The organism is Acinetobacter sp. CAU_H_S139_7 (genome assembly GCF_058599305.1).
On record NZ_CM178651.1, the window covers coordinates 1,733,547 to 1,757,280 of the forward strand.

The 23,734-nt window shown below is 36.9% G+C and carries 21 protein-coding genes and 2 pseudogenes; 13 read left to right on the forward strand and 10 right to left on the reverse strand.

Translation table 11 applies throughout. From position 1 onward, the window contains the following. Positions 1-7 precede the first annotated feature (7 nt). From AC4MC0_RS08495 to AC4MC0_RS08515, 5 genes are read left to right on the forward strand one after another with little or no spacing between them, the layout of a single operon-like run. Positions 8-1,027, forward strand: a complete 1,020-nt coding sequence (locus tag AC4MC0_RS08495) for an alpha-ketoacid dehydrogenase subunit beta (RefSeq protein ID WP_004979604.1) — start codon at positions 8-10, stop codon at positions 1,025-1,027. Position 1,028: 1 nt separating this feature from the next. Beyond that, positions 1,029-2,564 (forward strand): dihydrolipoamide acetyltransferase family protein, encoded by a 1,536-nt coding sequence (locus AC4MC0_RS08500; RefSeq protein WP_336000496.1) that lies wholly within the window; start codon positions 1,029-1,031, stop codon positions 2,562-2,564. A gap of 11 nt (positions 2,565-2,575) precedes the next feature. Beyond that, complete coding sequence (lpdA, locus tag AC4MC0_RS08505; protein WP_126036461.1) at positions 2,576-3,976, forward strand: dihydrolipoyl dehydrogenase; 1,401 nt, start codon at positions 2,576-2,578, stop codon at positions 3,974-3,976. Positions 3,977-3,987: 11 nt separating this feature from the next. Continuing rightward, positions 3,988-4,773, forward strand: a complete 786-nt coding sequence (locus tag AC4MC0_RS08510) for an acetoin reductase (protein ID WP_075166716.1) — start codon at positions 3,988-3,990, stop codon at positions 4,771-4,773. A 21-nt stretch (positions 4,774-4,794) separates the two neighbouring features. Further along, positions 4,795-5,853, forward strand: coding sequence for a 2,3-butanediol dehydrogenase (locus tag AC4MC0_RS08515; RefSeq protein ID WP_004281883.1), 1,059 nt, complete (start codon positions 4,795-4,797; stop codon positions 5,851-5,853). A gap of 330 nt (positions 5,854-6,183) precedes the next feature. Here AC4MC0_RS08515 and AC4MC0_RS08520 read toward each other — a convergent pair whose 3' ends face one another. The 6 genes and pseudogenes from AC4MC0_RS08520 to AC4MC0_RS08545 all read right to left on the reverse strand — a co-directional run bounded on the left by AC4MC0_RS08520 (position 6,184) and on the right by AC4MC0_RS08545 (position 12,377). Then, entirely contained in the window at positions 6,184-6,420 is a 237-nt protein-coding gene (locus AC4MC0_RS08520; RefSeq protein ID WP_004979599.1) for a VF530 family protein, read from the reverse strand. A 738-nt stretch (positions 6,421-7,158) separates the two neighbouring features. Continuing rightward, positions 7,159-7,395 (reverse strand): annotated as a pseudogene (locus AC4MC0_RS08525) (IS982 family transposase); the annotation flags it as partial. A 187-nt stretch (positions 7,396-7,582) separates the two neighbouring features. Next, positions 7,583-9,208 carry an SAVED domain-containing protein gene (locus AC4MC0_RS08530; RefSeq protein ID WP_035270587.1) on the reverse strand — a complete coding sequence of 542 codons (1,626 nt, stop codon included), beginning with the start codon at positions 9,206-9,208 and terminating at the stop codon, positions 7,583-7,585. A 2-nt stretch (positions 9,209-9,210) separates the two neighbouring features. Continuing rightward, positions 9,211-9,711 carry a Mov34/MPN/PAD-1 family protein gene (locus tag AC4MC0_RS08535; RefSeq protein ID WP_035270585.1) on the reverse strand — a complete coding sequence of 167 codons (501 nt, stop codon included), beginning with the start codon at positions 9,709-9,711 and terminating at the stop codon, positions 9,211-9,213. After that, a complete protein-coding gene (locus AC4MC0_RS08540) occupies positions 9,696-11,354 on the reverse strand; it encodes a ThiF family adenylyltransferase (RefSeq protein WP_491887488.1) in 1,659 nt (552 codons plus the stop codon). Before AC4MC0_RS08540 ends, AC4MC0_RS08535 begins: the two co-directional genes overlap by 16 nt. Positions 11,355-11,363: 9 nt before the next feature. Further along, complete coding sequence (locus AC4MC0_RS08545; protein ID WP_491887489.1) at positions 11,364-12,377, reverse strand: cyclic GMP-AMP synthase DncV-like nucleotidyltransferase; 1,014 nt, start codon at positions 12,375-12,377, stop codon at positions 11,364-11,366. A gap of 730 nt (positions 12,378-13,107) precedes the next feature. Here AC4MC0_RS08545 and AC4MC0_RS08550 point away from each other — a divergent pair. From AC4MC0_RS08550 to AC4MC0_RS08565, 4 genes and pseudogenes are all read left to right on the forward strand, one after another. Then, positions 13,108-13,674 carry a recombinase family protein gene (locus AC4MC0_RS08550; protein ID WP_183173324.1) on the forward strand — a complete coding sequence of 189 codons (567 nt, stop codon included), beginning with the start codon at positions 13,108-13,110 and terminating at the stop codon, positions 13,672-13,674. Between the two features lie 620 nt (positions 13,675-14,294). Next, positions 14,295-15,117, forward strand: a protein-coding gene (locus AC4MC0_RS08555) for an IS5 family transposase (RefSeq protein ID WP_087554504.1) whose coding sequence is annotated in 2 segments (ribosomal slippage) — positions 14,295-14,675 and positions 14,677-15,117 — 822 coding nt in all. Because the reading frame shifts where the segments join, the coding sequence is not laid out codon by codon here. Positions 15,118-15,522: 405 nt separating this feature from the next. Further along, positions 15,523-15,662: pseudogene (locus tag AC4MC0_RS08560) on the forward strand (cation diffusion facilitator family transporter); the annotation flags it as partial. A gap of 177 nt (positions 15,663-15,839) precedes the next feature. After that, complete coding sequence (locus tag AC4MC0_RS08565; protein WP_004668326.1) at positions 15,840-16,454, forward strand: thiol:disulfide interchange protein DsbA/DsbL; 615 nt, start codon at positions 15,840-15,842, stop codon at positions 16,452-16,454. A 61-nt stretch (positions 16,455-16,515) separates the two neighbouring features. On the opposite strand, the gene AC4MC0_RS08570 is transcribed toward AC4MC0_RS08565, so the two are convergent. The 4 genes from AC4MC0_RS08570 to AC4MC0_RS08585 form a co-directional block, all read right to left on the reverse strand. Next, positions 16,516-18,993, reverse strand: a complete 2,478-nt coding sequence (locus AC4MC0_RS08570; RefSeq protein ID WP_335999578.1) for a heavy metal translocating P-type ATPase — start codon at positions 18,991-18,993, stop codon at positions 16,516-16,518. A 178-nt stretch (positions 18,994-19,171) separates the two neighbouring features. Then, positions 19,172-19,366 carry a heavy-metal-associated domain-containing protein gene (locus AC4MC0_RS08575; RefSeq protein WP_004733233.1) on the reverse strand — a complete coding sequence of 65 codons (195 nt, stop codon included), beginning with the start codon at positions 19,364-19,366 and terminating at the stop codon, positions 19,172-19,174. Positions 19,367-19,835: 469 nt separating this feature from the next. Continuing rightward, complete coding sequence (locus AC4MC0_RS08580; RefSeq protein ID WP_004733231.1) at positions 19,836-20,717, reverse strand: copper resistance D family protein; 882 nt, start codon at positions 20,715-20,717, stop codon at positions 19,836-19,838. Between the two features lie 64 nt (positions 20,718-20,781). Then, positions 20,782-21,162: a copper resistance CopC family protein gene (locus tag AC4MC0_RS08585; RefSeq protein ID WP_004681441.1), complete on the reverse strand. Its 381-nt coding sequence runs from the start codon at positions 21,160-21,162 to the stop codon at positions 20,782-20,784. A gap of 348 nt (positions 21,163-21,510) precedes the next feature. Here AC4MC0_RS08585 and AC4MC0_RS08590 point away from each other — a divergent pair, with 348 nt between their 5' ends. From AC4MC0_RS08590 to AC4MC0_RS08605, 4 genes are all read left to right on the forward strand, one after another. Continuing rightward, on the forward strand, positions 21,511-21,753 hold the full coding sequence (locus AC4MC0_RS08590) for a DUF2789 family protein (RefSeq protein ID WP_004281876.1): 243 nt from the start codon (positions 21,511-21,513) through the stop codon (positions 21,751-21,753). 603 nt (positions 21,754-22,356) lie between these two features. Continuing rightward, a complete protein-coding gene (locus AC4MC0_RS08595) occupies positions 22,357-22,812 on the forward strand; it encodes an EMC3/TMCO1 family protein (RefSeq protein ID WP_062032164.1) in 456 nt (151 codons plus the stop codon). Next, positions 22,809-23,081: a DUF2933 domain-containing protein gene (locus AC4MC0_RS08600; protein ID WP_004755892.1), complete on the forward strand. Its 273-nt coding sequence runs from the start codon at positions 22,809-22,811 to the stop codon at positions 23,079-23,081. Before AC4MC0_RS08595 ends, AC4MC0_RS08600 begins: the two co-directional genes overlap by 4 nt. Then, a complete protein-coding gene (locus tag AC4MC0_RS08605; protein ID WP_335999573.1) occupies positions 23,078-23,728 on the forward strand; it encodes a methyltransferase family protein in 651 nt (216 codons plus the stop codon). Before AC4MC0_RS08600 ends, AC4MC0_RS08605 begins: the two co-directional genes overlap by 4 nt. Positions 23,729-23,734 lie beyond the last annotated feature (6 nt).

Below are 23,734 nucleotides of genomic sequence, written 5' to 3' on the forward strand. Positions count from 1 at the left end.
TAGAAAAATGCCAAATAAAAGTTATCGAAACGCGATTAAAGAAGCAATTGAATTAGAAATGCGCCGAGATCCGAGTGTCATTGTGGTCGGTGAAGATGTTCGTGGTGGGCATGGTGGCAAAAATACCGATGACAATAAACTGGAAGGTTTTGGCGGTGTACTTGGTGTAACCAAAGGCTTATGGACTGAATTTGGTTCTGAGCGAGTCATTGACACCCCGATTACAGAATCGGCGATTATTGGTATGGCGGCAGGTGCTGCTGCAACGGGTTTAAGACCTGTGGCAGATTTAATGTTCATGGATTTTTACGGCGTGTGTTATGACATGCTGTATAACCAAGCGGCTAAATTCCGCTATATGTTTGGTGGCAAAGCCAAAGCGCCACTCGTTGTACGAGGCATGATCGGTGCAGGTTTTTCCGCAGCAGCGCAGCATTCTCAGTCGCCATATAACGTGTTTGCCTCAGTGCCTGGTTTAAAAGTGGTGGTGCCTTCAAGTGCCTATGATGTGAAAGGGTTGTTGATTCAAGCCATTCGAGATGATGACCCAGTAGTATTTTGTGAGCACAAATTGTTGTATGACATTAAGGGCGAAGTGCCAGATGAAGCCTACACTATTCCTTTTGGTGTCGCAAATTACACCCGTGAAGGCACTGATATTACCATTATTGCCTTAAGCTTGATGGTGCATCGTGCCAATGAAGTTGCGGATAAGCTCGCAAAAGAAGGCATTTCGGTTGAAGTGGTTGACCCTCGAACCATTTCTCCATTAGACGAAGATGGCATTTTAGAATCAGTGGCGTCAACAGGTCGCGTAGTGATTGTAGATGAATCTGCGGCGCGTTGCGGTTTCGGACATGATGTGGCTGCACTCATTGCACAGAAAGGCTTTCATTATCTTAAAGCACCAATCGAGTTAGTCACTCCACCACATTCACCCGTACCATTTTCACCAGTATTAGAAAAAGAATGGCTACCCAGTGTAGAACGCATCGAACAGGCTGTACGTAAGACGTTGGAGGCTTAGGATGAGCGAAATTAAAACTTTAGAAATCCCAAAATGGGGTTTGTCCATGGAAGAGGGTACGATTGCCCAATGGCTGATTGAGGAAGGTACGCAATTTAGTAAAGGACAGGAAATTTGTGAAATTGAAACCACAAAAATCGTCAATGTTCTTGAAGCACCTTTTGATGGCTTGCTACGCAAAATTATTGCTAAAGATGGTGACACTCTGGTTGTAGGTGGAGTTATTGCAATTTGTGCAGACGCTCAAGTTTCAGATACAGAAGTTGAAGCATTTGCACAGTCCTTAGGTGGAACACCTGCTGTAACAGAAAATAAAGCGGTAGCAGCGGTTCCTGAAAAAGTATCTGTAGCTCAAGTTGAAACCAAAGTGCAAGCTGCTCCTAAACAGAACAGTGTTGGTAATGGATCAAAAGCGGTGACTCAGGGCGGATATTCTATTCCTGCTGCGTTACAAGGCTACCAACAAAGCGATGATATTTTTGCAACGCCACATGCCTTGAAATTGGCTGAAAAGCATAATGTAAACTTGTCTCAGATTACGGGTTCTGGACGTGAAGGTCGTATTAGTGTTCAAGATATTCAGACCGCAGTTCAAGCTGCTGGTGGTTCTTGGCCAGATGTGCGTCATCAAGCCAGTACCAAAGCCGCGAAATCTAAAGCAGATGATAGTGATGTTCTAGCGACACCTGTTGCCCGCCGTTTGGCAAGACAATGGGGCATTAATTTGCATGATTGTCGTGCATCGGGTTCACGTGGACGAGTCTGTAAGGAAGATGTTGAAGCTGTATATCAACGTGAAAACCCTGTACAAGCTCAACATGCTGATCATGCGCATCCAGCAGAGTCCGCAAAATTCACTACTGTAGCTATGAATGGTATGCGTAAAGCAATTGCTTCGCGCTTACAGGCTGCGAAACGCAATGCACCACATTTTCGCTTAACGATAGACTTAAATGTTGAGTCGGTTCAGGCTTTGCGTCAGCAAATTAACAGTACCGTACCGCAAGTCAAGCTGTCCATTAACGATATGCTGATTAAAGCTGCTGCTGCCGCACTGATCAAAGTTCCACAGGTCAATGTTCAGTTTGATGAAGAAAATCAGCAGATTTTACAGTTTGAACAGGCTGATATTTCGGTTGCTGTGGCCATCGAAAATGGACTGATCACGCCAATTATTAAATCAGCGAACCTTAAATCTTTGGCGCAAATTTCCAATGATATGCGCGATCTGGCGACACGTGCCAAAACTGGAAAACTAGCACCTGATGAGTTTCAAGGTGGCAGTTTCAGTATTTCCAATTTGGGAATGCTGGGTATTCAACAGTTTGATGCCATTATTAACCCACCTCAAGGTGCAATTCTGGCCTTAGGTGCAGCAGAGAAACGTGCTGTCATCGAAAATGATGAGATTGTTGTTCGTGAAATGGTGACTGCAACATTGTCTTGTGATCATCGTGTCATTGATGGTGCGTTGGGTGCTCAATTCTTATCGGCATTGAAGCAGTTTGTCGAAAACCCTGCATTAATTTTGGTGTAGGAGGAATAGCCATGTCAGATACACAATTTGATCTTGTGGTTATTGGTGCTGGTCCTGGAGGATATGTCGCTGCGATTCGCGCAGCGCAACTGGGATTAAAAACAGCAATTGTTGAAAAACAACACTTAGGCGGAGTGTGTCTTAATTGGGGATGCATTCCAACCAAGGCATTATTGAGCGGGGCTGCGCTTGCGCAGCAGTTCAAACATGCAGAGCAGTTTGGCTTTACTCTTAACGCGGTTGATTTTGACATTCAAAAACTGGTCCATCATAGCAGACAGGTTTCTGAGCAACTGGTACAAGGTATCGGTCAATTATTGAAAAAGAATCAAATCACTGTTTTTAATGCAGCAGCCCAATTTATTGCCAAAGAGCATTTAGAGCTTACAGATGCGAATGGTCAAAAACAGCAGATTTCTGCACTGCATATTATTGTCGCAACAGGTGCACGTGCGGCCAATTTGCCTCATATTCCTGTAGATGGCCATCAGGTCTGGAGTTATAAAGAGGCTTTAGTTCCAGACCAATTACCAAAATCTTTACTGGTCATTGGTTCGGGTGCTATAGGCAGTGAGTTTGCAAGCCTATACCAAGACTTAGGCTGCCAAGTCACCTTGGTTGATATTGCAAAGCAGATTCTCCCTAGCGAAGACATTGAAGTTGCGAAGTATGTACAAAAGCAATTTGAACAGCAGGGTATGCAGGTTTTAACCGAAGCGACTGTAAAAAAAATAGAAACTGATCAGGCTCAAGTACATTGTCATATTGAAACTGCCACAGGTGTGCAAATAATTACTGTTGAAAAGGTGCTTTCAGCTATTGGCGTGAAACCGAATGCTGAAAATCTTGGCCTAGAAGCTTTGGGAATTGAATTTGAGAATGGTTTTATTAAAGTCGACTCATGGTGTAAAACCAATGTAGTGGGCATTTATGCAATTGGTGATGTCGCAGGCGCACCTTGTTTGGCACACAAAGCCAGTCATGAAGCCATTCTTTGTGTGGAGAAAATTGCAGGCCTAAGTCATGTATATGCTTTAGATCGTACACAAATTCCGGGCTGTATCTTTACCCATCCGCAAGTGGCCAGTATTGGTTTGACAGAACAGAAAGCGAAAGCTGCGGGCTTGAATATCAATGTGGGTAAGTTTCCTTTACAAGCGAATGGTAAAGCATTGGCTTTGGGCGATAGCGCAGGATTTGTTAAAACCATTTTTAGTCAGGAAACAGGTGAATTGTTGGGTGCTCACATGGTTGGACATGAAGTCACCGAACACATTCAAGGGTTTGCCATCGCGAAATACCTAGAAGCTACAGATGAAAGCTTAGCGCAGGTCATTTTCCCTCATCCTACTTTGTCTGAGGCGATGCATGAGTCGGTCTTGTCGGCGATGCAACGTGCAATCCATATTTAAGGAGTCGCAACATGCCTAGAGGTTTAAACAATAAAGTTGCATTAATTACGGGTGCGGCACAAGGTATTGGACGCGGTATTGCCTTACGTTTAGCACAAGAAGGTGTTCATATTGGATTGGTCGATCTTCACCAAGAAAAGTTAAATACTGTTCAACAAGAGGTTGAAGCCTTTGGCGTAAAAGCCACCACATTTATTGCGGATATTTCAGATCCAATACAAATCAGTGACGCTATTAATCATGCAGAATCGACACTTAATGGTTTTGATATCATGATTAATAATGCAGGTATTGCACAAGTCAAAGCTTTGGCAGAAGTAACGCCGAGTGAATTTAACCAAATTATGAACATCAATGTCGGTGGTGTACTTTGGGGGATTCAAGCCGCAGCAAATAAATTTAAACAACGCCAACAGGCTGGAAAAATTATTAATGCATGCTCAATCGCAGGTCATGAAGGTTTTGCTTTACTCGGTGTTTATTCGGCAACTAAATTTGCAGTTCGTGCATTGACGCAAGCTGCGGCTAAAGAATATGCCAGTGCTAAAATTACTGTAAATAGCTATTGTCCGGGTGTTGTTGGGACAGACATGTGGGTCGAAATAGATCAGCGGTTCTCTGAAATTACAGGTGCACCAATTGGTCAAACGTATAAAAAATATGTAGATGGTATTGCTTTAGGACGTGCTGAAACACCAGATGACGTGGCTGCATTAGTTGCATTTTTAGCCAGCGAGGATGCAAACTATATTACAGGTCAGTCTATTTTGACAGATGGTGGAATGGTTTACCGTTAATATCAACATAAGGAATACACAATGAAAGCAGCTCGTTTTTATGATCGAGGGGATATTCGAATTGAAGATATCCCTGAACCGAAAGTACTTCCAGGCACAGTTGGAATTCAAGTTGCATGGTGCGGTATTTGCGGTACAGATTTACATGAATTCATGGAAGGCCCTATTTTTATTCCACCTTGTGGTCATCCACATCCAATTTCGGGAGAATCTGCACCTGTAACAATGGGACATGAATTTTCAGGCGTAGTTTATGCAGTTGGTGAGGGTGTAGACGATATCCAAATTGGACAACATGTCGTAGTTGAACCCTATATTATTGCGGATGATGTCCCGACTGGCCCGAATGATAAGTATCATTTATCAAAAAATATGAACTTTATTGGTTTAGGCGGACGTGGCGGCGGTCTTTCTGAAAAAATTGCAGTTCAACGACGTTGGGTACATCCTATTTCAAATGATATTCCCTTAGATCAGGCCGCATTGATAGAACCTTTATCTGTCGGTCATCATGCCTATGTCAGAAGTGGTGCAAAAGCTGGCGATATAGCACTGGTTGGTGGAGCAGGCCCTATAGGCTTACTTTTATCAGCCATTTTAAAGGCTAAAGGTCTCACGGTCATCATTACTGAATTGAGTGCAAAGCGTAAAGAAAAAGCGATAGAAGCGGGTGTTGCAGATTATGTGCTAGATCCATCTAAGGTTGATGTGGTCGCTGAAGTGATGAAAATTACGGAAGACCGTGGTGTTGATGTCGCTTTTGAATGTAGTAGTGTTAATAAAGTCATGGATACACTGGTGGCGGCGATGAAACCAACTGGTGTGGTCGTTATCGTTTCGATTTGGAGCCATCCTGCCACAATTAATGTGCATAGTGTGGTCATGAAAGAGCTCGATATTCGTGGAACGATTGCTTATGTCAATGACCATCAGGAAACCATCCGTTTAGTCGAGCAAGGTAAGATTAATCTAGAACCTTTTATTACCCAACGTATTGCATTAGATGATCTTGTTTCTAAAGGCTTTGAAACGCTGATTCATAATAATGAGTCTGCTGTAAAAATTATTGTTCATCCGTAGTAAAGCCTAATTTGAACGACTAATTTGAATAAGCTAGAAATAAACTCTATGTAGCTATTTCTAATATCTTTATCGATAGAGAATGAGTCTGTACGTACAGATTCATTCTTAAATTTACAGTGTTGAATGCCAGTATGATTATGATCATACAGCCTAGTAAAGATAGAAAATAAGTTTTTAAATAAACCATAGGGGTATAGACTAGATTTTTCTAGGAGAGTGGTGTTAGTCCACCACTAATTAAAAGATGCCTACAAAATCAGTGTCTATTCAATAAGTTTAGTTTACTATTTGGTAAAAAATATTATGCTAAGGTTGGGGTTTTGAAAGCTACGATTTCTGTTTGGCTTTTTGGCGTAAGGCATACAAATATAAGCTTTCTACTTTTTCACGTGCCCATGGTGTGGTACGTAAAAATCGTAATGATGACTTAACACTTGGATCTATGCAAAAACATCTAATTTCAATTTTACGACTTAAGCCTTCAAAGCCACCGTAGTAATCTAATAATTCATCCAAAATGTCAGCAAGTTTTTTGCCGTGTAGAGGGTCATTGGAGGCGTTCATAATAGATCAACCATATTTTGGGAGACCATCATTATAACCTGAGCTAGTTGAAAAATGAGAGGATTGGAATTTAAACATAATTAACATTGATGTGTGCTGAAATAGCAGGAGACATTCACTTGTGAGATTCTAGTCAGCCGACTTGTAAAAATCTTCTGCCATTTGATTTGGTGTCTTAAAATGTAGACCTTTCTTTTTATAGAATAAGACCTTAAAGAAAACCTATTTAACTGAAGCAAACATAAAAGTGCATTACTAATTTGACAGATAATAAAACCTGATTTAATCTATATCAGAAATAATGAACAAATTAGTAGGTCTTATTTATTTAACTTATGTTCACCAAAAGTCTAGTTCATAAATAAAACACAAGATATATCTATAAAATTTAATAATTTATAAAACATTTTAATTTTCATTGAAAAATAGGTTCATGAACCTATTGGAAAATTTCAATTTTTGCAAAATAACGAGTAGAAGTGCTTCCTCAAAATTCACATAGTTCGATTAGACTTTGTAGAAAGCCAGCGAATGGGTATCAGCACTAAATCGTGATATTTCTTCGATTGATCAGGGCTAGATGTGAGGATAATAAATAGTTGTTCTATAAATTTTAGGGATGGACTTAATCATTTTGATAATTGTAGTACTAATAAGCTCTTATAAATTGTCTTGATTTCATTCTCACTAACCATATGAGCAATATAAGAACAAGTATTTAAGTAACCCGAATCCTGCTTAAGCCGATGATTCCTTAATTTGAATTGTTGGCTTATTTCGATGGGTTAATTGATATGCACATAGTGAGGCGTAAATTCCACTCAGAAATCCATGAAGACTACGTGCTTTACTCGTCACTAAATTGTATTGCCCCTTCAATAAGCTGAATAATGTTTCTATTTTATTGCGTTGTCTTAGGTGATATTCATCTGATGCACAGAGTTGAATAGCCTGCATATTCTTCCGATGATAAGTGGCTTTGTTGTATAAACATTCTTCAAGATACTGATTTTTAAGGATTTGTTTAAATTTTAATCCAAAAATAAATTAAACAAAATCATAGTCTTAGATATTTATGCAACAAAGCCCCATTAGAGCTAAACTCCATTTACTAATGTCATATTTAAATCTAATGGTATGAAAGTACTATCAAATATACTGTTTAAATTACAGCGATTTCATTCTTGCTTCCATTATTTCGAATTTGAAGTCTTGGAACCATTGAATTATTTAAGTAATCATAAATAACCATTTCAGGATGATGCAGATCAAATGCTTGTCCAAACCATATACAAGCAGCATTGGATGCACATGGTAAGACATGAATTTTGGTAATTCCTTTATCTGTTAGACTATGAAATAACGCATGAATATCTTGCATGAAACTTAGTCCTCGTTCAGGATTTCTTATTGCTCCATTCCCCATATATTCTGGTTTAGCAGTAATATTAATTACCGGATGTCCTAATTCAACAGCCTTATTTTTAGAGGTTTCTGGATCAGCAGTGAGATTCAATCTAATAGTAATTTCAGTACAATCTTCTATTTCACTGAAATTATTAATTTCATACGCTTTGGTTGTACATATAAGATCAGGCCACATCCAACAACTTCCATCCCTATACATAAGCATAGGTATAAATTTCCCTTTATTTCCTAATTTACTTCCTAATGCTATTAGGCATGGCATAGGGCCGAAGCCAAAAATAGCTACTCTCTTATCATCAAATTTAGTTTCCCTAAGTAATTGTTCTGTTTGAACTTCAAATTCTTCTAAAAAATACTTTTTATAGAACTCATCAGCTGAAGCTCTTAAATGAGCTGGTAATGGTTCATGAATTAGTGTCTTATCTTTATGCAAAATAGATTTTAATGGGAGAAGGCAGCTTGCAATATCACGTCGTGAAGGAGACTGAGGAATATTGCGATTCACGGGCCAGAAAAATAAATACACTGGCATAGGAGTAAAGCTTAAAGAATCTAATAAATCTTCGCATTGTGCTATGAAATTACTTCTCATTTGCGAGAGTCTTGAAGCTGTATATTCTGCGCCAGCAACTTTATCAATTAACCTATGATGTTTTTCACATAATAATAAAATATTCGTTGGATCATCTGATAGTTGATATGAGAAGAAGGGGATACCGCGAGTAGAATTTTCTGATGCTGCAACATTATGAGCTAAAACGCCATATGTACCTTCAAATCCAGTTATTTCATCTATGTTTAATTTTGCACCACATCCTTTAAACATACATCGGCCATGACTTGAGAGATAAATCTGGTTTTTATCTTTTTCAGATAAATCGTTACCCCTACCTGTAAGATGCTCAAAATCAAAAATTCTTTTTATGAAATATTCTAATTGGTTTACAGGGTTTGGTTTTTGTTTAGGAATCTTTCTAGGAACAAAATCTACATCTTTAACTTCGCTCTCTTGAGAGGAGGTTAAATTCCATGTTTCTTTTAACTTTTCAAAATCATGTAGAGTGTGGGCATCAATTATGTGACCTTGAAGAAAGCGTGCATAAATGGAAATTTTTTTGGCAAGCAATCTTCGGACAAAAGTTAAAGTATCATCATAATTGAGAATTATACGGAAAAAACTTTCAGGGCTTTTATTTTTCAATAAGACAAAAATTATATTTTTACGTTCTTCATCAACTAATACACCTAATGAATCTATACAAATATGCTTTAAAATTTCTTCTATATATTTATTTGCATTTGATAAATCATCTATTGCTGATAAAGAAGTCTGTAAACTTAGGGATGGGTCTAGTTGCATTTTCAATTTAACTCAATATAACCTAACAGTTTGATTTTAAAATTTTTTCTACCAATCCAGATTCCAGTTTTTACTCTTCCGATTATTAAATATAAAACTGGGTCATTAAGATTGGTAATGCCATTTAGAACAGTATCTATATCCCTTAAATCGGTTGGAGAGGGTGTTGGTACATCTTCAGGATGTGTATGCCATAGGCCTTGAAAATTATAGAATTTTTTAGATTCGTTCCAAGCTTGTATTAAAGCATATTGGTGGGACTTTGACCTAAAGAAAGACATACGTGTTTGACAGTCTCCTTCCATAGGAGAGGTAAAGCTTTCAATGATTTTAGCTTTAGTTTCTATGTCTGTTCTTCCAATTAGAATGCCACCCGATTCTGGAGAATCTGATTCTAATTGTATAAATTGCTTTAAACTCTTTAAAACATTTGCTTGAATAATAAAGACTTGGCCTGTAGGTGTGTCACATTTAATCCTCCATTGAGTTATGTATTGCAACATGGGCATACTTCTTTATAAATTTCTTTTAAATTCAATATATTAATTCCATTTGAATTATTTACTGAATTATAAAAAGGGGTAGTAATTATTCCATTTTTATTTGCATTCTGATTGTCGCCAGAAATAGAAACAAATCCTAATTGTTGATTCAGGACATATTCAGAAATATAGCTTGCTAGCTTCATGCAATTTAAAGAAGAGAAGGGGGTAAATGCACCAGCACACCCTGTAATATTTTTAGCAATTAGCTGTCCAGATTGTACATATTTATACATAGGGGTAAGACTTTTATTTGATTTTTCATCAAAATATAAGCAGTTTAAACATCCTACATATTTATTATTGAAAGAAATAAAATGTCCACCTAAATCATAAGGTTCTAACCAGCCTATTATTACTTGAATGTTTGCACTTATTTCATAAATAGTTTTTACGAGAGAAATCTCAGTAGGAGTATGGCCAATTGCTATGATGATAGTATCAATATCTTCAGTAATTTTTGATTTTATCCAGCTTTCACCATGGCTTACGAATGGAAAAATAGTTAATCCGGGCCTTTCTATTAAAAACTTATTAGCTAAAGAAGTAGATTTATAGGTATTAACATACTGCAAACCTAAAGAATGACGATAAATATTATCTGTTTTTAAAAGCTCTGGATCTATGAAAGAAAATTTATTTACGCCTGTTTGAGCTAATATCTCTGCAATCTTTGAGCCTAAAGCCCCACATCCGATAATCGCTATATGTCTTGTTTTTTTCTCTTGCCCCGTTCTATTTAATAAATAATCTATCCACGCTCTTTGTGTTAAAGAGACTTTAAAGCCTTTGAAGGATACTTTTTCTTTGAAAGAATACCAAATGGCATAATAAAAAATCACATAAGCAAATCCATGTTCATTTGGAATTCCCACTAGGGCATAATGATTGCCTTGTTTTAACAAAGATCGTTTGTTCTCATTAGAGAGGGTATTAACAATTTTTAGAAAATAGTCCTCATTAAAATAATCTCCTATATCTGGTATGGGGAAAACAGAAGCATCTTCTAATAATATCTTATGAATTTTTACTTTTGTGAGCTGGTTGTGGTTTATGTAAGAACTATCGCCATCATCAATATGCTCTAATATTTGATGATTCCCTTTTGATGATTTTCTTAACCAACCATATAAATTAAATGTAGAAGTAGGGTCGCAATGTAATATTACATCCTCATTTATATTTTGAGTGCTGCCTAAATATCCTTCTAGTTCGTTATACAAGCTTACTCGGTTGTTTAATTGAAAATTAATAAAAGATTGCTTGAGTATATCTATAGCCCTTTCAAAGAATTCAGTAATAATTTCTTTATGTCTATAGCCTTCAAAGTTTTCACCTTGATGATCCGTAGTACAAATTTCCCCACTTTGACTCACATGATCTAAGGCAGACATTGGTCGTGTCAATATTCTAAAAATGGGAGGTATCGTCCAATTAGCTCTATTTTGAAAAATTAGACCAAGGCAAACCTGTTGTGTATTAATGAGAAAATCAAATTTTAGATTAACCCAATCCTTAGTAATAGAAGTGACATGGATATTTTGAGCTCCATGTTCACTTAATAGCTTTTCAATATTGTCTAACTTTGGGTTATCAAAAAACATTGAGTTTTCCTAAGCAGATTTTCCTTCTTGAGTGTAATAAGTTTGTACTACTGGTTCGGACACTTCTTGTATTTCAGGGATAGGGAATTGACTTCCAAAAGTTTTATTTAAAATTTTGCAAGCTTCTACTGTATCAGTTTCCTCATTTACAGCTTCTAAAGATGATTTTAAATCTTCAAGTTTTGATTTTAAGTGCTCCATTTGTTTTCGGGTCAATTTTTCGAGTAAGTCTACACCTTGATGTGCAGGTAAATTAATTACGAGTCTGAAGTAATACTCGTTATTTTCTGGATCAATGCTAAAGGTAGTGAATTGATCTAATACATTATTTACTATAGAAAGTAATACCTTATTATCATTCTCATAATCTTCAGCTGTTATATGCTCATATACAGCTGTAGTGATAGCAATACTCTTAAAAAAATCTAGACCTTTCTCATTTCGCCATTGTTTCAAGTAGCGAGTACATCGTCTAAACTGATGACGTAAATCTGAATCATCTTCAAATTTTCCCAAAATTGTATCGGTAAGTTCAGTAGGATTTGAAATATCCCAAGTCTTAAGGTCTTCAGAGGAGAATTCCTTACCTCGAGCTAGATACATATTGCCTTTGTCGTCTTCAGCGTAGATGGGCAGATCTACATGATAATCGGGACTACCATTTTTGAGATAAGTGACAGTTACGCAAGGTCGTTTGATCGTTACAGTTCTATTTGAATGAGTTAAAGCATCTCTAACAATTTTTTTAATTTCTACTGAGCCATATTCCTCTTTGTCACAATCTAATAAAACTCCTACATCAATATCATAATCTCCATTCTTAGGCTTAATCCCTGTGCCCAAGGCATAACTACCTTGATTAAAGTATTCAAAAAATTGAGGACCATTTGGATCCTTTTTGAGTTCATCTTTTAAGGTGCTAATCAAAAGGTCACGTTTTTCACGTAATGTACTTTCTTCGTCATAACGACCTAATCGAATATTTGTGTGGAACTTAGCATAGTGTTTTTGTGGATTCGCCATATTGTTGTATTCCTGTAGTGCTTTTGTTGTTATGGGGATCTTCTATATTAAATACAAGTTAAGACATTAAAAAAAATGGAATTTTTAAAGGGAAAATTTAATCAAAAAATATTTAAACAAACGATGAGATGTATCAATCTCCAATTTTTAGCATTCCTTCCCAACTAAAATAGTTTTGAGTCAAATTCTTTCTGGACATCGCCCATACACGACCATGCATCTTGCAAGGTCCAATTACGGCATCGCCACCACAGAGTAAAAAGAATGTTCAAAATAAACAGTCTAAAAATTCTGAATAGCCTTTTAGAACAGAGAGTTAAGGCACACAATTTAAAATAGTCAGTGAGCCTATCAAAATCCTCATGTATGAAACCTAAGAAGTTCCACATTTTTCTGGGTATACAAGCCTAAATTTTATGGAAAGAATTCATATGCTGCTCCTTTAGCTAAAAGAGTATTCAGCTTACGATTCGTGGTTATTTTCAACAGTGCCTTCTGGTAAGGGTCGGCACCTGCACATCAAAAAAATCTCCCCCCTGAGTACGGCTGTTTCTATCGGGGGCAGAATATTCATTCTGTTACTTTAGACTATACCCTAAAATTACATTTTAAAAGTTCTTAAAAACATGTACCATTTAAATGTTTTTTAATCATAAGTAACATGTAACTTTGGTATTAAAGATTTATAATTTACGAAATTGTTCATTTTTATCCAATTGGGGCGTAAAAAGTGAAAGGCCAAAAAGTAGGCTATGTGCGAGTGAGTTCGGTCGAGCAAAATACGGGACGTCAACTTGAGGGAATTGAAGTCGACCGGATTTTTGTTGACCGTGCTTCAGGTAAAAATACCGACCGACCGAAATTTCAGGAAATGTTGAATTATGTCCGGGAAGGAGACCGGGTGATAGTACATTCCATGGATCGTTTTGCGCGAAGCTTAAAAGATTTGGTGACTGAAGTGGATAAACTGGTCAAACGAGGGATTGCCATCCAGTTTGTAAAAGAAAATATTACTTTTACGGCCCAATCCACCCCGATGGATAATTTGATGCTGCAACTGATGGGTGCTTTTGCACAGTTCGAACGTGAGATCATTTTAGAACGGCAAAAGGAAGGAATTAAACTAGCCTCTACTCAAGGAAAGTACAAAGGCCGGGTACATAAATTAAAACCCGACCAAGCTGAAGCTTTACGGCAGGCATGGAAGGAGGGGAAGTACCCTTCAAAAATGGCATTAGGCCAGGCATTTGGAATTAGTCGCCAGGCGGTATACCGCTATTTAAAAGACAGTGAGTAACTCATTGAAATTTGCGAATAGACTTAGTTTCACGATGAAAATCGTGAAACATTGATTAAATAATAAGTGCAGAAAGCAAAGAATCACAAAGTTTCCGGCCTATAAATTTTTGATTTAGCAATAATTAAATCCCTTACAATTCAAATTTTTCAGCAACGACTTATCTTTGTTAAAATAGTATTAATTTATTTTTTTTAGGACAAACCTTAACCAAATTACAAATTTGTAATTTGGTTGTCATTTAGGTGTATATATCTAGGAATTAGTATATGAAGAAATTATTTTTTGGTCCAAGATATGATTAGATTCAATAATATATATATGAAGATTGTTTTAGTTATTTTTACTATAGTTTTTTCAACCAGTAGTTTTGCTGATGGGGACTTCGTTTCTTAGAGAAAAATTTAGAAATAATTAACAATGAAAAAAGCAAAGGGTGTGAAGAGAATTAATTCAAAATTATAATGAAGCACATATAACTAGGAAAACTAAAAATTAGTTATTTTTAGTATGGTGTAACTAAGATTAATTAATTTTTTTAAATCGAATGATAAATATATTTATTGTTTTTAATTAATTAGATCTCTTGCGAAAGTAAAAACCACCTCAATATAAATTTCATGAGATATCAGAAATTAAATCGTTTTTCAGATTCTGAATTCAAACGCTTGGTTGGCGTACCTCGACAAGTTTTTACTGAAATGGTAGAGGTTTTAGAAAAAGCAGAATCACTCAAAAAGAAATCAGGTCGTCCTCATACTTTAGATATAGAGGATCAGTTGTTATTAACTCTCAATTACTTACGGAACTACAGCACTCAACTGGAATTAGCGGCAAATTACCATATCGCTGAAAGTAATGTGAATCGAACCATTAAAAAGGTTGAAGATGCATTGATGAAATCAAGACGTTTTACTCTGCCAAAACGAAGCATTACCACAGCAGACGAACACTTTAACTGGGTCATTATTGATGCGACAGAATGTTCAATAGAACGTCCGAAAAAAAAATCAGAGTAAGTTCTACAGTGGTAAAAAGAAGAAACATACGCTAAAAGCACAAGTGATCTATCATCCGAACAGCAAACAAATCATAGGGCTAGATATATCGAATGGCAGTCAGCATGATATTAAATTGGCAAGAAAAACGGTTAAGAAATTCAAACATTGTGAATATGTTATGACCGATTTAGGGTACTACGGATTAGAGCAAGATGGCTTTAAATTATTGATGCCAATAAAGAAAAAGAAGAATTTACCCTTATTTGATGTTGAGAAAAGGTACAATAAAATGATTGGAAAAATACGAGTTGTGATCGAACACATTAATAGTCAATTGAAAACATTTAGAATATTAAGTGAACGCTATCGAAATAGACGGAAAAGATTCGGTTTACGCATTAACTTAATTGCTGCACTCGTAAACCGGATAAACTTGCAATAATGACTTTCGCAAGAGATCTATTCTTTACCATTTTTAAATAATCCGAAAAGACTATTTTAAACTTTAGGGTTACATATGCTCCTATACATAGGCAGGAATAAATATGCAACTTAGTATATTTGCAACAATAGTACTGGAAAGATTCATGTAATAATGCTTAAAACTCTCTAATTAGTTAGGGAGGCATTGGAATTGGAGAAAAAAGTAAAGTGCCCACTAGCAAATGTGGTTATTGGAGGGATTATCTCATCAACCCTTCTTATGTTGGTTTTATTACCAATATTGTCCCGGTGGATAAATGAAAAGAAAGCTTCTTGACCAATTATAGTAAGCAATTTTTAGCAGAAATATTGAGGCTTACTCAAGTCTCTCAGCTAATCGTAAATAGAATAAGGAAACTATTGTATGTCAGAAGATCATTCTCAGAGCCACGCGGCTGTTACTGAAGAGAATAGTAAGAAGTTAATATTTACTGTAGGTTTGACCACTACGTTTTAATCGTAGAAATTATAACCGTTTTTATTACTCAAAGTTTAACTTTTGTGATTATCTAAAAACACATAGCGGTCGAATGGCCATATTAACTGACTTAAAATCAGTCGCATACTTTAATGTAGCGGTTCTGATAGCACAAAAGTTCGCAGCATGAAAACGGAACCGGCATAATTGATTTATAGTGAACCCATACACTAAGCATAATGATTTAGAGGACGATAATCCCAATGAAAAAATTCCTTTTAGGAGCTGTTGCCGCATCTGTTTTGGCCTTTTCAGGTAGTGCTATGGCCAATTTTGTGGCAGGTCAGGACTATCAGGTGGTCGCAAAACCAGTCAAAGTCGAAAAACCGGGCAAAATTGAGGTACGTGAATTCTTCTGGTATGGCTGTGGTCACTGTTTCACGTTGGAACCGCATATGCAGGACTGGTTGAAAAAATTACCCAAAGATATCCGTTTTGTACGTACACCTGCTGCAATGAACCCGCTTTGGGAACAGGCTGCACGTGCTTATTATGTTTCAGAAGCCCTGGGTGTGCGTCAAAAAGCACATTTACAGTTATTCCATGATATTCATGACAAGCAGCGTCCAATTTTAGAACAGGCACAATTGGCCAAGTTCTATACCCGTTATGGTATTTCTGAAGAGAAATTTAACACGACTTATAAATCATTCCCGATTTCGTCAAAAATTGCTCAGGCAAAAAATTTGACTGCTCAATATCAGTTAAGCGGTGTACCAGCGGTGACCGTGAATGGTAAATATATTGTGCAGGGCAATGATGCCAAAGTAATTCAGGTGGTGAATTACCTGATTGAAAAAGAGCGTAAAGCCAAATAAGACGCGATTGATTATCTCTAAAAAAAACCTGCATCGAATCTGCAGGTTTTTTTATTTAAACTTAAATAATTGCAAGGGGGGCTTTAAAACGTTTTAATCGTAAAGCATTTCCTAGTACAAATATTGACGAGAGAGCCATTGCACCAGCAGCAAATACAGGAGAAAGTAGCAGTCCAAATTGCGGATAAAGTACACCTGCTGCAATAGGAATCAGAGCTGCATTGTAAACAAATGCCCAAAATAAATTTTCACGAATATTGGTTATAGTCGCTTTGCTTAAAGCGATAGCATTTGGCACTCCTTTCAGGTTGCCAGACATCAAAACCACATCAGCAGCTTCAATAGCTACGTCTGTACCTGTACCTATTGCTAAACCAATATCTGCTTCTGCAAGTGCAGGGGCATCATTAATGCCATCTCCAACATATGCGAGTTTACCATATTGATTTTTTAATTTTTTAACGGCCTCTATTTTACCTTCTGGTAAGACTTCTGCAATAACCTCATCAATACCTAGTTTTTTTGCAATCGCTTGAGCTGTATGACGGTTATCACCTGTAATCATGGCAACCTTTAAACCTAACTGATGTAACGCTTCAATTGCAGCAAATGTTGATTCTTTAATTGGATCTGCTACAGCAATAATGGCAGCAAGTTTCTGGTCAATCGCAACATAGAGAGGGGTTTTTCCTTCTTCTCCCAAACGATCCGAAAATTGAGAAAAAACATTAGGATTCAAACCTAGTTTTTCCATATATCGATCTGCACCAATATGAACCAAATGTTCAGACACCGTTGCTTCTATTCCATAGCCCGTGACTGACTTGAAATCAGCAACAGGAGACAGGATTAATTCCTTATCTATAGCGGCTTGTACAATTGCTCGAGCAATAGGATGCTCAGACTTTGATTCAACGGCTGCCATAAGTGAAAGTACGGCATTGTATTCAAACCCTTCTAAGACATGCAGATCGGTTAAAATTGGTTTCCCTTCAGTCAGGGTCCCTGTTTTATCAACAGCAACCACTTTAGTTTCTTTGAGCAGCTGTAAAGCTTCACCTTTACGGAATAAAACACCCATTTCAGCACCACGCCCAGTTCCCACCATGATTGATGTAGGCGTTGCAAGTCCCATTGCACAAGGACATGCAATAATGAGTACCGCAACTGCATTAACTAAGCTAAACGTTAGGGCTGGCTCAGGGCCGAAGATAAACCAAGTAATAAAAGTTAAAAGAGAGAGACCCATTACTACAGGTACAAACCACATGGTAATTTTATCAACCAATGCCTGAATCGGCAGCTTGGAACCCTGTGCCTGTTCAACCATTCGGATGATTTGAGAAAGCACTGATGAACTACCAACAGAGGTGGCTTTGATATTTAAGCTGCCACTTTGGTTAATTGTTCCTCCTACCACAGTAGAGCCTATCGTTTTTTCAACGGGCATAGGCTCGCCAGTAATCATGGATTCATCAATAAAACTTTGGCCGTGAATAACTTCACCATCGACAGGGATACGCTCACCTGGTCTAATCTCTACAATCGTTCCTGTTTGAACTTCGGCAATCGGAACTTCTATCACCTGATTATTGAGCTGTATTCTGGCAACTTTAGGCTGCATTCCAACTAGATGTTGAATTGCTAAAGACGTTCGGCCTTTTGCCTTGGCTTCAAAAAATCTACCTAATAGAATTAAAGTGATAATAACCGCTGCAGCTTCATAATAAACATTGACCGTGCCTTGTGGCAGGACACTTGGAAAGAAAGTAGCAACCACTGAATAAAGATAAGCAGCCAATGTTCCTACAGCCACCAAGGAATTCATGTCTGGTGCTAAGCGGAATAAACTTGGGATGCCCTTTTTGAAGAAGCGTCGGCCTGGAAAAATTAATGCTACTGTGGTCAAGAAAAATTGCATTAACCAGCTATTTTGTTGGCCAATGTTATCCATCATAAACGTATGAAAGGCGGGAATCAGGTGTGATCCCATTTCTAAAATAAAAACGGGTAGAGTTAATAAGACTGACAAAATTAAATCTTTTTTAAGTTTTTCTAATTCAATATTCTTTTTATCTTGAAAGCTTTCCGTAGTTTGATGAACTGACTTTGCTTCAAACCCTGCTTTGGTGACAGCCTGAATTAACGAGTCACGAGTGACAGATGAGCTTGCCTGAATAGTCGCTTTTTCAGTAGCCAGATTTACATGTGCTGATTCCACACCCTCAACAGATTTTAAGGCTTTTTCTACTCGACCTACACAAGAAGCACATGTCATCCCCTCAATCGTAAGCTCTATTGGTTGCAGCGCTTCCACTTCGTAGCCTGCTTTTTCTACGGCTTTAATTAAAGTAGCGCGATCAAGTGGTTGATGCGCATAAATGACTGCTTTTTCGGTAGCCAGATTTACATGAGCCGATTCAACACCCTCAACAGATTTTAAAGCTTTTTCCACACGGCCTACACAAGAAGCACATGTCATCCCCTCAATCTCTAATGTTTCACTGTAGTGTGGCGTATCAGTCATTTCGGTACTCATATACGATCTCTATCATTTAGATATGCTGAGTTCTATATGCGAAGATCAGCTCGAACCAAGATTATGGGGAATTCAGGGGCTACTTTTATTGCAAGCAAGTACAGATTTTATCTGTACGATGAGGAAAATAAGAGAGAGTAAAAGTGGTAAGGAATTCCCACTGTTACTCTAACAGAGATTAAGCAGGATCAGCTGTAAATCCACGCTCACTGAGAGTTGCAATGACTTTATCCTGACTCACTGTTGTGTTGATTTCAACGATACGGTTTTGTAAATCAATATCGAGTGAGGCATTCGAGTCGAGCTCTTTAATTGCGGTAGTAATGCCGCGTGCACAACCACCACAAGTCATATTAGCGATGTGAAATTTCATATGTTGCTCCTTTTTAACAAAACATTTGTTTAAAACATTAGAACAGTAACTCTAAACTTTCACCATACAACCAGCCTTTTTCTGAATCAGTTACTCGCTGTAACTTGGTCTGTTTACAACCTTACAGTTTTCTTCAGAGTATTCCAAAGAAGAGTGTTCTAATGACTACAGTAAAAGTACTTAACCAACATTAATGTGACTTTAAAATGACATTTTTGTCATCTACGATCACTCTGAAATTTATAAGATTAGTTATTTCAATCAATGGTAGTGAACTGAATAGATGAGACCGTTATGGGTTGAAGATAAGCTAAAAACCGGTGACTACCTTTATGTATAATGCCTCATGATGCGATTTTACTGTTCTGATTGTCGTAAGTTGACAGTCCAGTAGAAACTTTATTGCTCAGCTACAAAAGATAAATGCAGTAATGTTAAATTTCCTCAATTCCCTTATTTTGAAATTCTCTTATTCAATACCCACGACAGTGGTTATATAGCCTGTTGTTAATAGAATTGATAGACCTAATAACATCTCAAATAAAATGGCATGACTAAGGTGTTTAGCGAATTTAGGATGTTGAAGACGCGGGGTGAAATACCATTTGTTGAAGGCAGCTAAAAGTAGAATACTTATAACAAAAAACATTTTAACCATGAAACCATAGCCATATGCAGTATTGATTAAGGTATTAAAATCTTTAATTAAAAGAAGAGCTACACTAGCGCCACAGGCGATTAATATCCCAACAATGAAAGCAGCAATACGTCCAAATACATGCATGCGATCTTTTAAAGGTAAACCACTTATTTCCCGGCTGGTTTTCCATAACGGATATAAAGACCCCATCCATAACGACATAACTAGAATATGGATTGATAATAAAATTTGAGCAAGTAAGGTTAAATTAGCGACATGTCCGAGCTGGGAAAAACTAAAAATAATCGGGATAAGTAAAATACAAAATATTGAACTTTCAATTATAGAAAAATGACCTTTGTTCCTGTTAAGTTTAACCACCATGAGAAGAAGTAAAAGAGCAAAACTAATAGAACGAAGAACGTATATATACCCCGTCGGAGTATTAACCAATATATTAATATACGTGGGGTCCACCATACCTGTAATACCAGTATTGGCAAAACTACCAATCAGAATAAAAAATCCCAAGGTACTGGAAATTAGGCCTAATCCAGCGCCAATTGTAATATATTTAAGAATCGATTCTTTTAGTTCAAGATATTGTCTAAGTAAAAAATAGCAAAAGGCTCCACCAACGACAAAAGCTACACTTAAATATAAAATAACCTTAGTTAACCAAGTGGCCCACATCCAATATTCAGAAATCATTATTTTTGTCCATTCTAGAACAACATGCCAGCACCTCACTGACATGTTGAAAGGTAATCAATTCTTATTTAGTTGATTTGATAGTGAAACTATATTCACCATTCATGTTGTGACCATCTTTCCCCATTGTTGTCCAGACAACGGTATATTTACCTTTTTTCAGTTTCGGAAGAGCGACATCAAAGGATTTCTTTAAGTCATGAGTAACTTTATATTTTAAAGGAACATCTCTTCGCTGAGCATCCAGTAACTTAATATTCATCAACATAACCTCTGCACCAAAGTTAAGGGTCAAGTTCTTTGGTTGACTAAGGATAGATGCATTTTCCGCAGGAATCGCACTCACTAAACTCACATGAGCGAACGTAGTTGTAGTAGCCACAATCATCGTTGCAGCTACTACAACATTACGTAGAGCAGTCATTTTATTTTGAAATAATTTCATTTACGTTTCCTCTTGATTCGTTAGTTCATTAGAGATGACTTTATAAAATCTATATTTAATGAGACCACATCATCTCCTCTTATATTTCAATTATTAGTGAGAGACAGAAACATAGCGATGACTTCAAAATTACATTTTTGTCATTTTTAAATTTTAAAATCTTTAACTATGGTAATCTTATTGAAAAATAATGATCATTTAACAAACAAATTATGTAGGTGGTTGATTTATGAAATGTAGTAATCATTTTGTCTAAGAAAATAGTAGCTATTTAATTTTTTATATTTTAGTTTAAATATAAACATGTTATGTTTAATTTGATCTAATATAAATTTGTGGGCTAAGCACATGACTCAAACACGTCCAAGAATGACCAAATTATTTGAACAGCTTGGTTTAGCTTCTACTGAAGAAGCAATTGCAAAATTCATAGAGAGCCATCAGCTAGCTGGAGATGTTTTTTTAACACAAGCAATTTTTTGGACTGATGCTCAACGTCATTTTTTAGAAGAAAAACTACACTCTGATGGTGAATGGACGACAGTGATTGATCAATTAAATGAGTCTTTACATGAAAATTCAGTAAAATAATTTTCCGTTAGTATTAAGGATCTACATTCTTCCCTGCATTGAATACAACTCATTCATACAGTAGTACTGTTTTGGAGATGGAATCTCTATTATATAAGTAGTAGATTCCTTACTCTGAAATTTGGATTATAAACCCTAATATTAAAAATAATCTTCTTTACCATCTATCTAATAAATATACCAATAAGTTTAATAATTAAATTATCCACCCTTTTTTCTATAAAAAACTATTTTGATCAACTGTATTTTTTCTTTAAAGGAATAACAGTGTAAATTACATTAAGAATGTGTCTCTAACTAGCCTTGGAGTCATCTAATCATTTCATTTTTATTTTTTTAAGCACATAAAATCATAACAACTTTAATAGTTTTAAAAGATTAATATTAAATAAAATTTTTGTCATCTCAGCATAGACTATATATTTCGAGAAGATCTCAAAATTACATTTTTGTCATTTTTAAAAATAATTAATTAATAGTGCTAAAATTTTTAAGAGAGACAGAGAATAACCAAAAATTTCATCAGTTTAGTAGTCAAATTCCTAGACTCTGTTCAGTACTAAAACATAGCTTTTACTTCCAAATTATTTAAAGGAAAAAATTATGATGAAATTCAAAAACATTTTTTTGGGCTTATGTATCGCAGCCGCGTCATTGAATACATTTGCACAGCAATCCGATGAACACAAAGATCACCACCCTGAAAAAACAGCACCATCTGCAGTAACAATTAAGCAAACAGTTACCAGCACCACTGCTACAGATAAAATGGCTGCAATGGACCAGCACATGAAAGCAATGCAAGCCATGCATGCAAAGATGATGGCTGCAAAAAACCCTCAAGAACGTCAAAAACTTATGGCTGAGCACATGAAACTCATGCAAGGAGGTATGAGCATGATGAAACAGATGAGCGGCCAAAGCATGAATGCAAATATGGCTGACCGTCAGCAGATGATGGAAAAACGTATGGACATGATGCAATCCATGATGCAGATGATGATGGACTGTATGCCTCCCTCCACAACTACCCATGAATTAGAGAGGGAAGCACCATGAACCATCAACCTCAAGAACATAATTCAGTACCTAACTTTTGGTCTACACGTTATGCCATCGGCCTATTCGTGATTGGTGGTGTGGCAGCCTATTTTCTCTTAACCGAGCATTTGGCCCATGTCGTTGGTGTTTTACCCTTTTTACTCCTTTTAGCATGCCCACTCATGCATATTTTTATGCATGGTGGTCATGGACATCACCATCATCAACAGAAAAATCCAGACACATCAGATAATAAAAAATCACGCGAACCAGGAGACCCCTCATGAATCATGCGGAATCAGCCTATGGTCTGTGGTGGCTCGTCATCATAAATTCGGCAATTTTCATTATGTTTGCCTTCAGTTTTTTTAAACCCGCCACAGCGCGAGATTGGCGTACTTTTGGCGCTTTCTCTGCTTTCATCATTGCATTGTTTGTCGAGATGTATGGTTTCCCTTTAACAATTTATCTGTTGTCAGGCTGGCTACAAACTCGCTTTCCTGAACTTGACTTGCTGTCGCATAACTCAGGTCACTTATGGTCAACGCTACTAGGCGAAAAGGGTGATCCACATTTTGGCATTCTGCACATCGCGAGTTATATTTTTTTGGGCTATGGTTTCTATTTACTGTCATCAGCATGGAACGTGTTGTACCACGCACAACGTCATCACCAATTGGCAGTAACCGGACCCTATGCGCGCATACGTCACCCCCAATACGTGGCTTTTATCTTGATCTTGCTGGGGTTTTTATTGCAATGGCCAACTTTACTGACACTGATTATGTTTCCAATCTTACTCTTAATGTACAGCCGCTTGGCAATTAAGGAAGAGGCTGAAATGAGTAAACAGTTTGGCGCTGTCTATGACAGCTATGCTCAACAGACTCCGAGATTTATTCCAAAATTCGGCCATAAAACCACTTTTCCATAAGAGAAT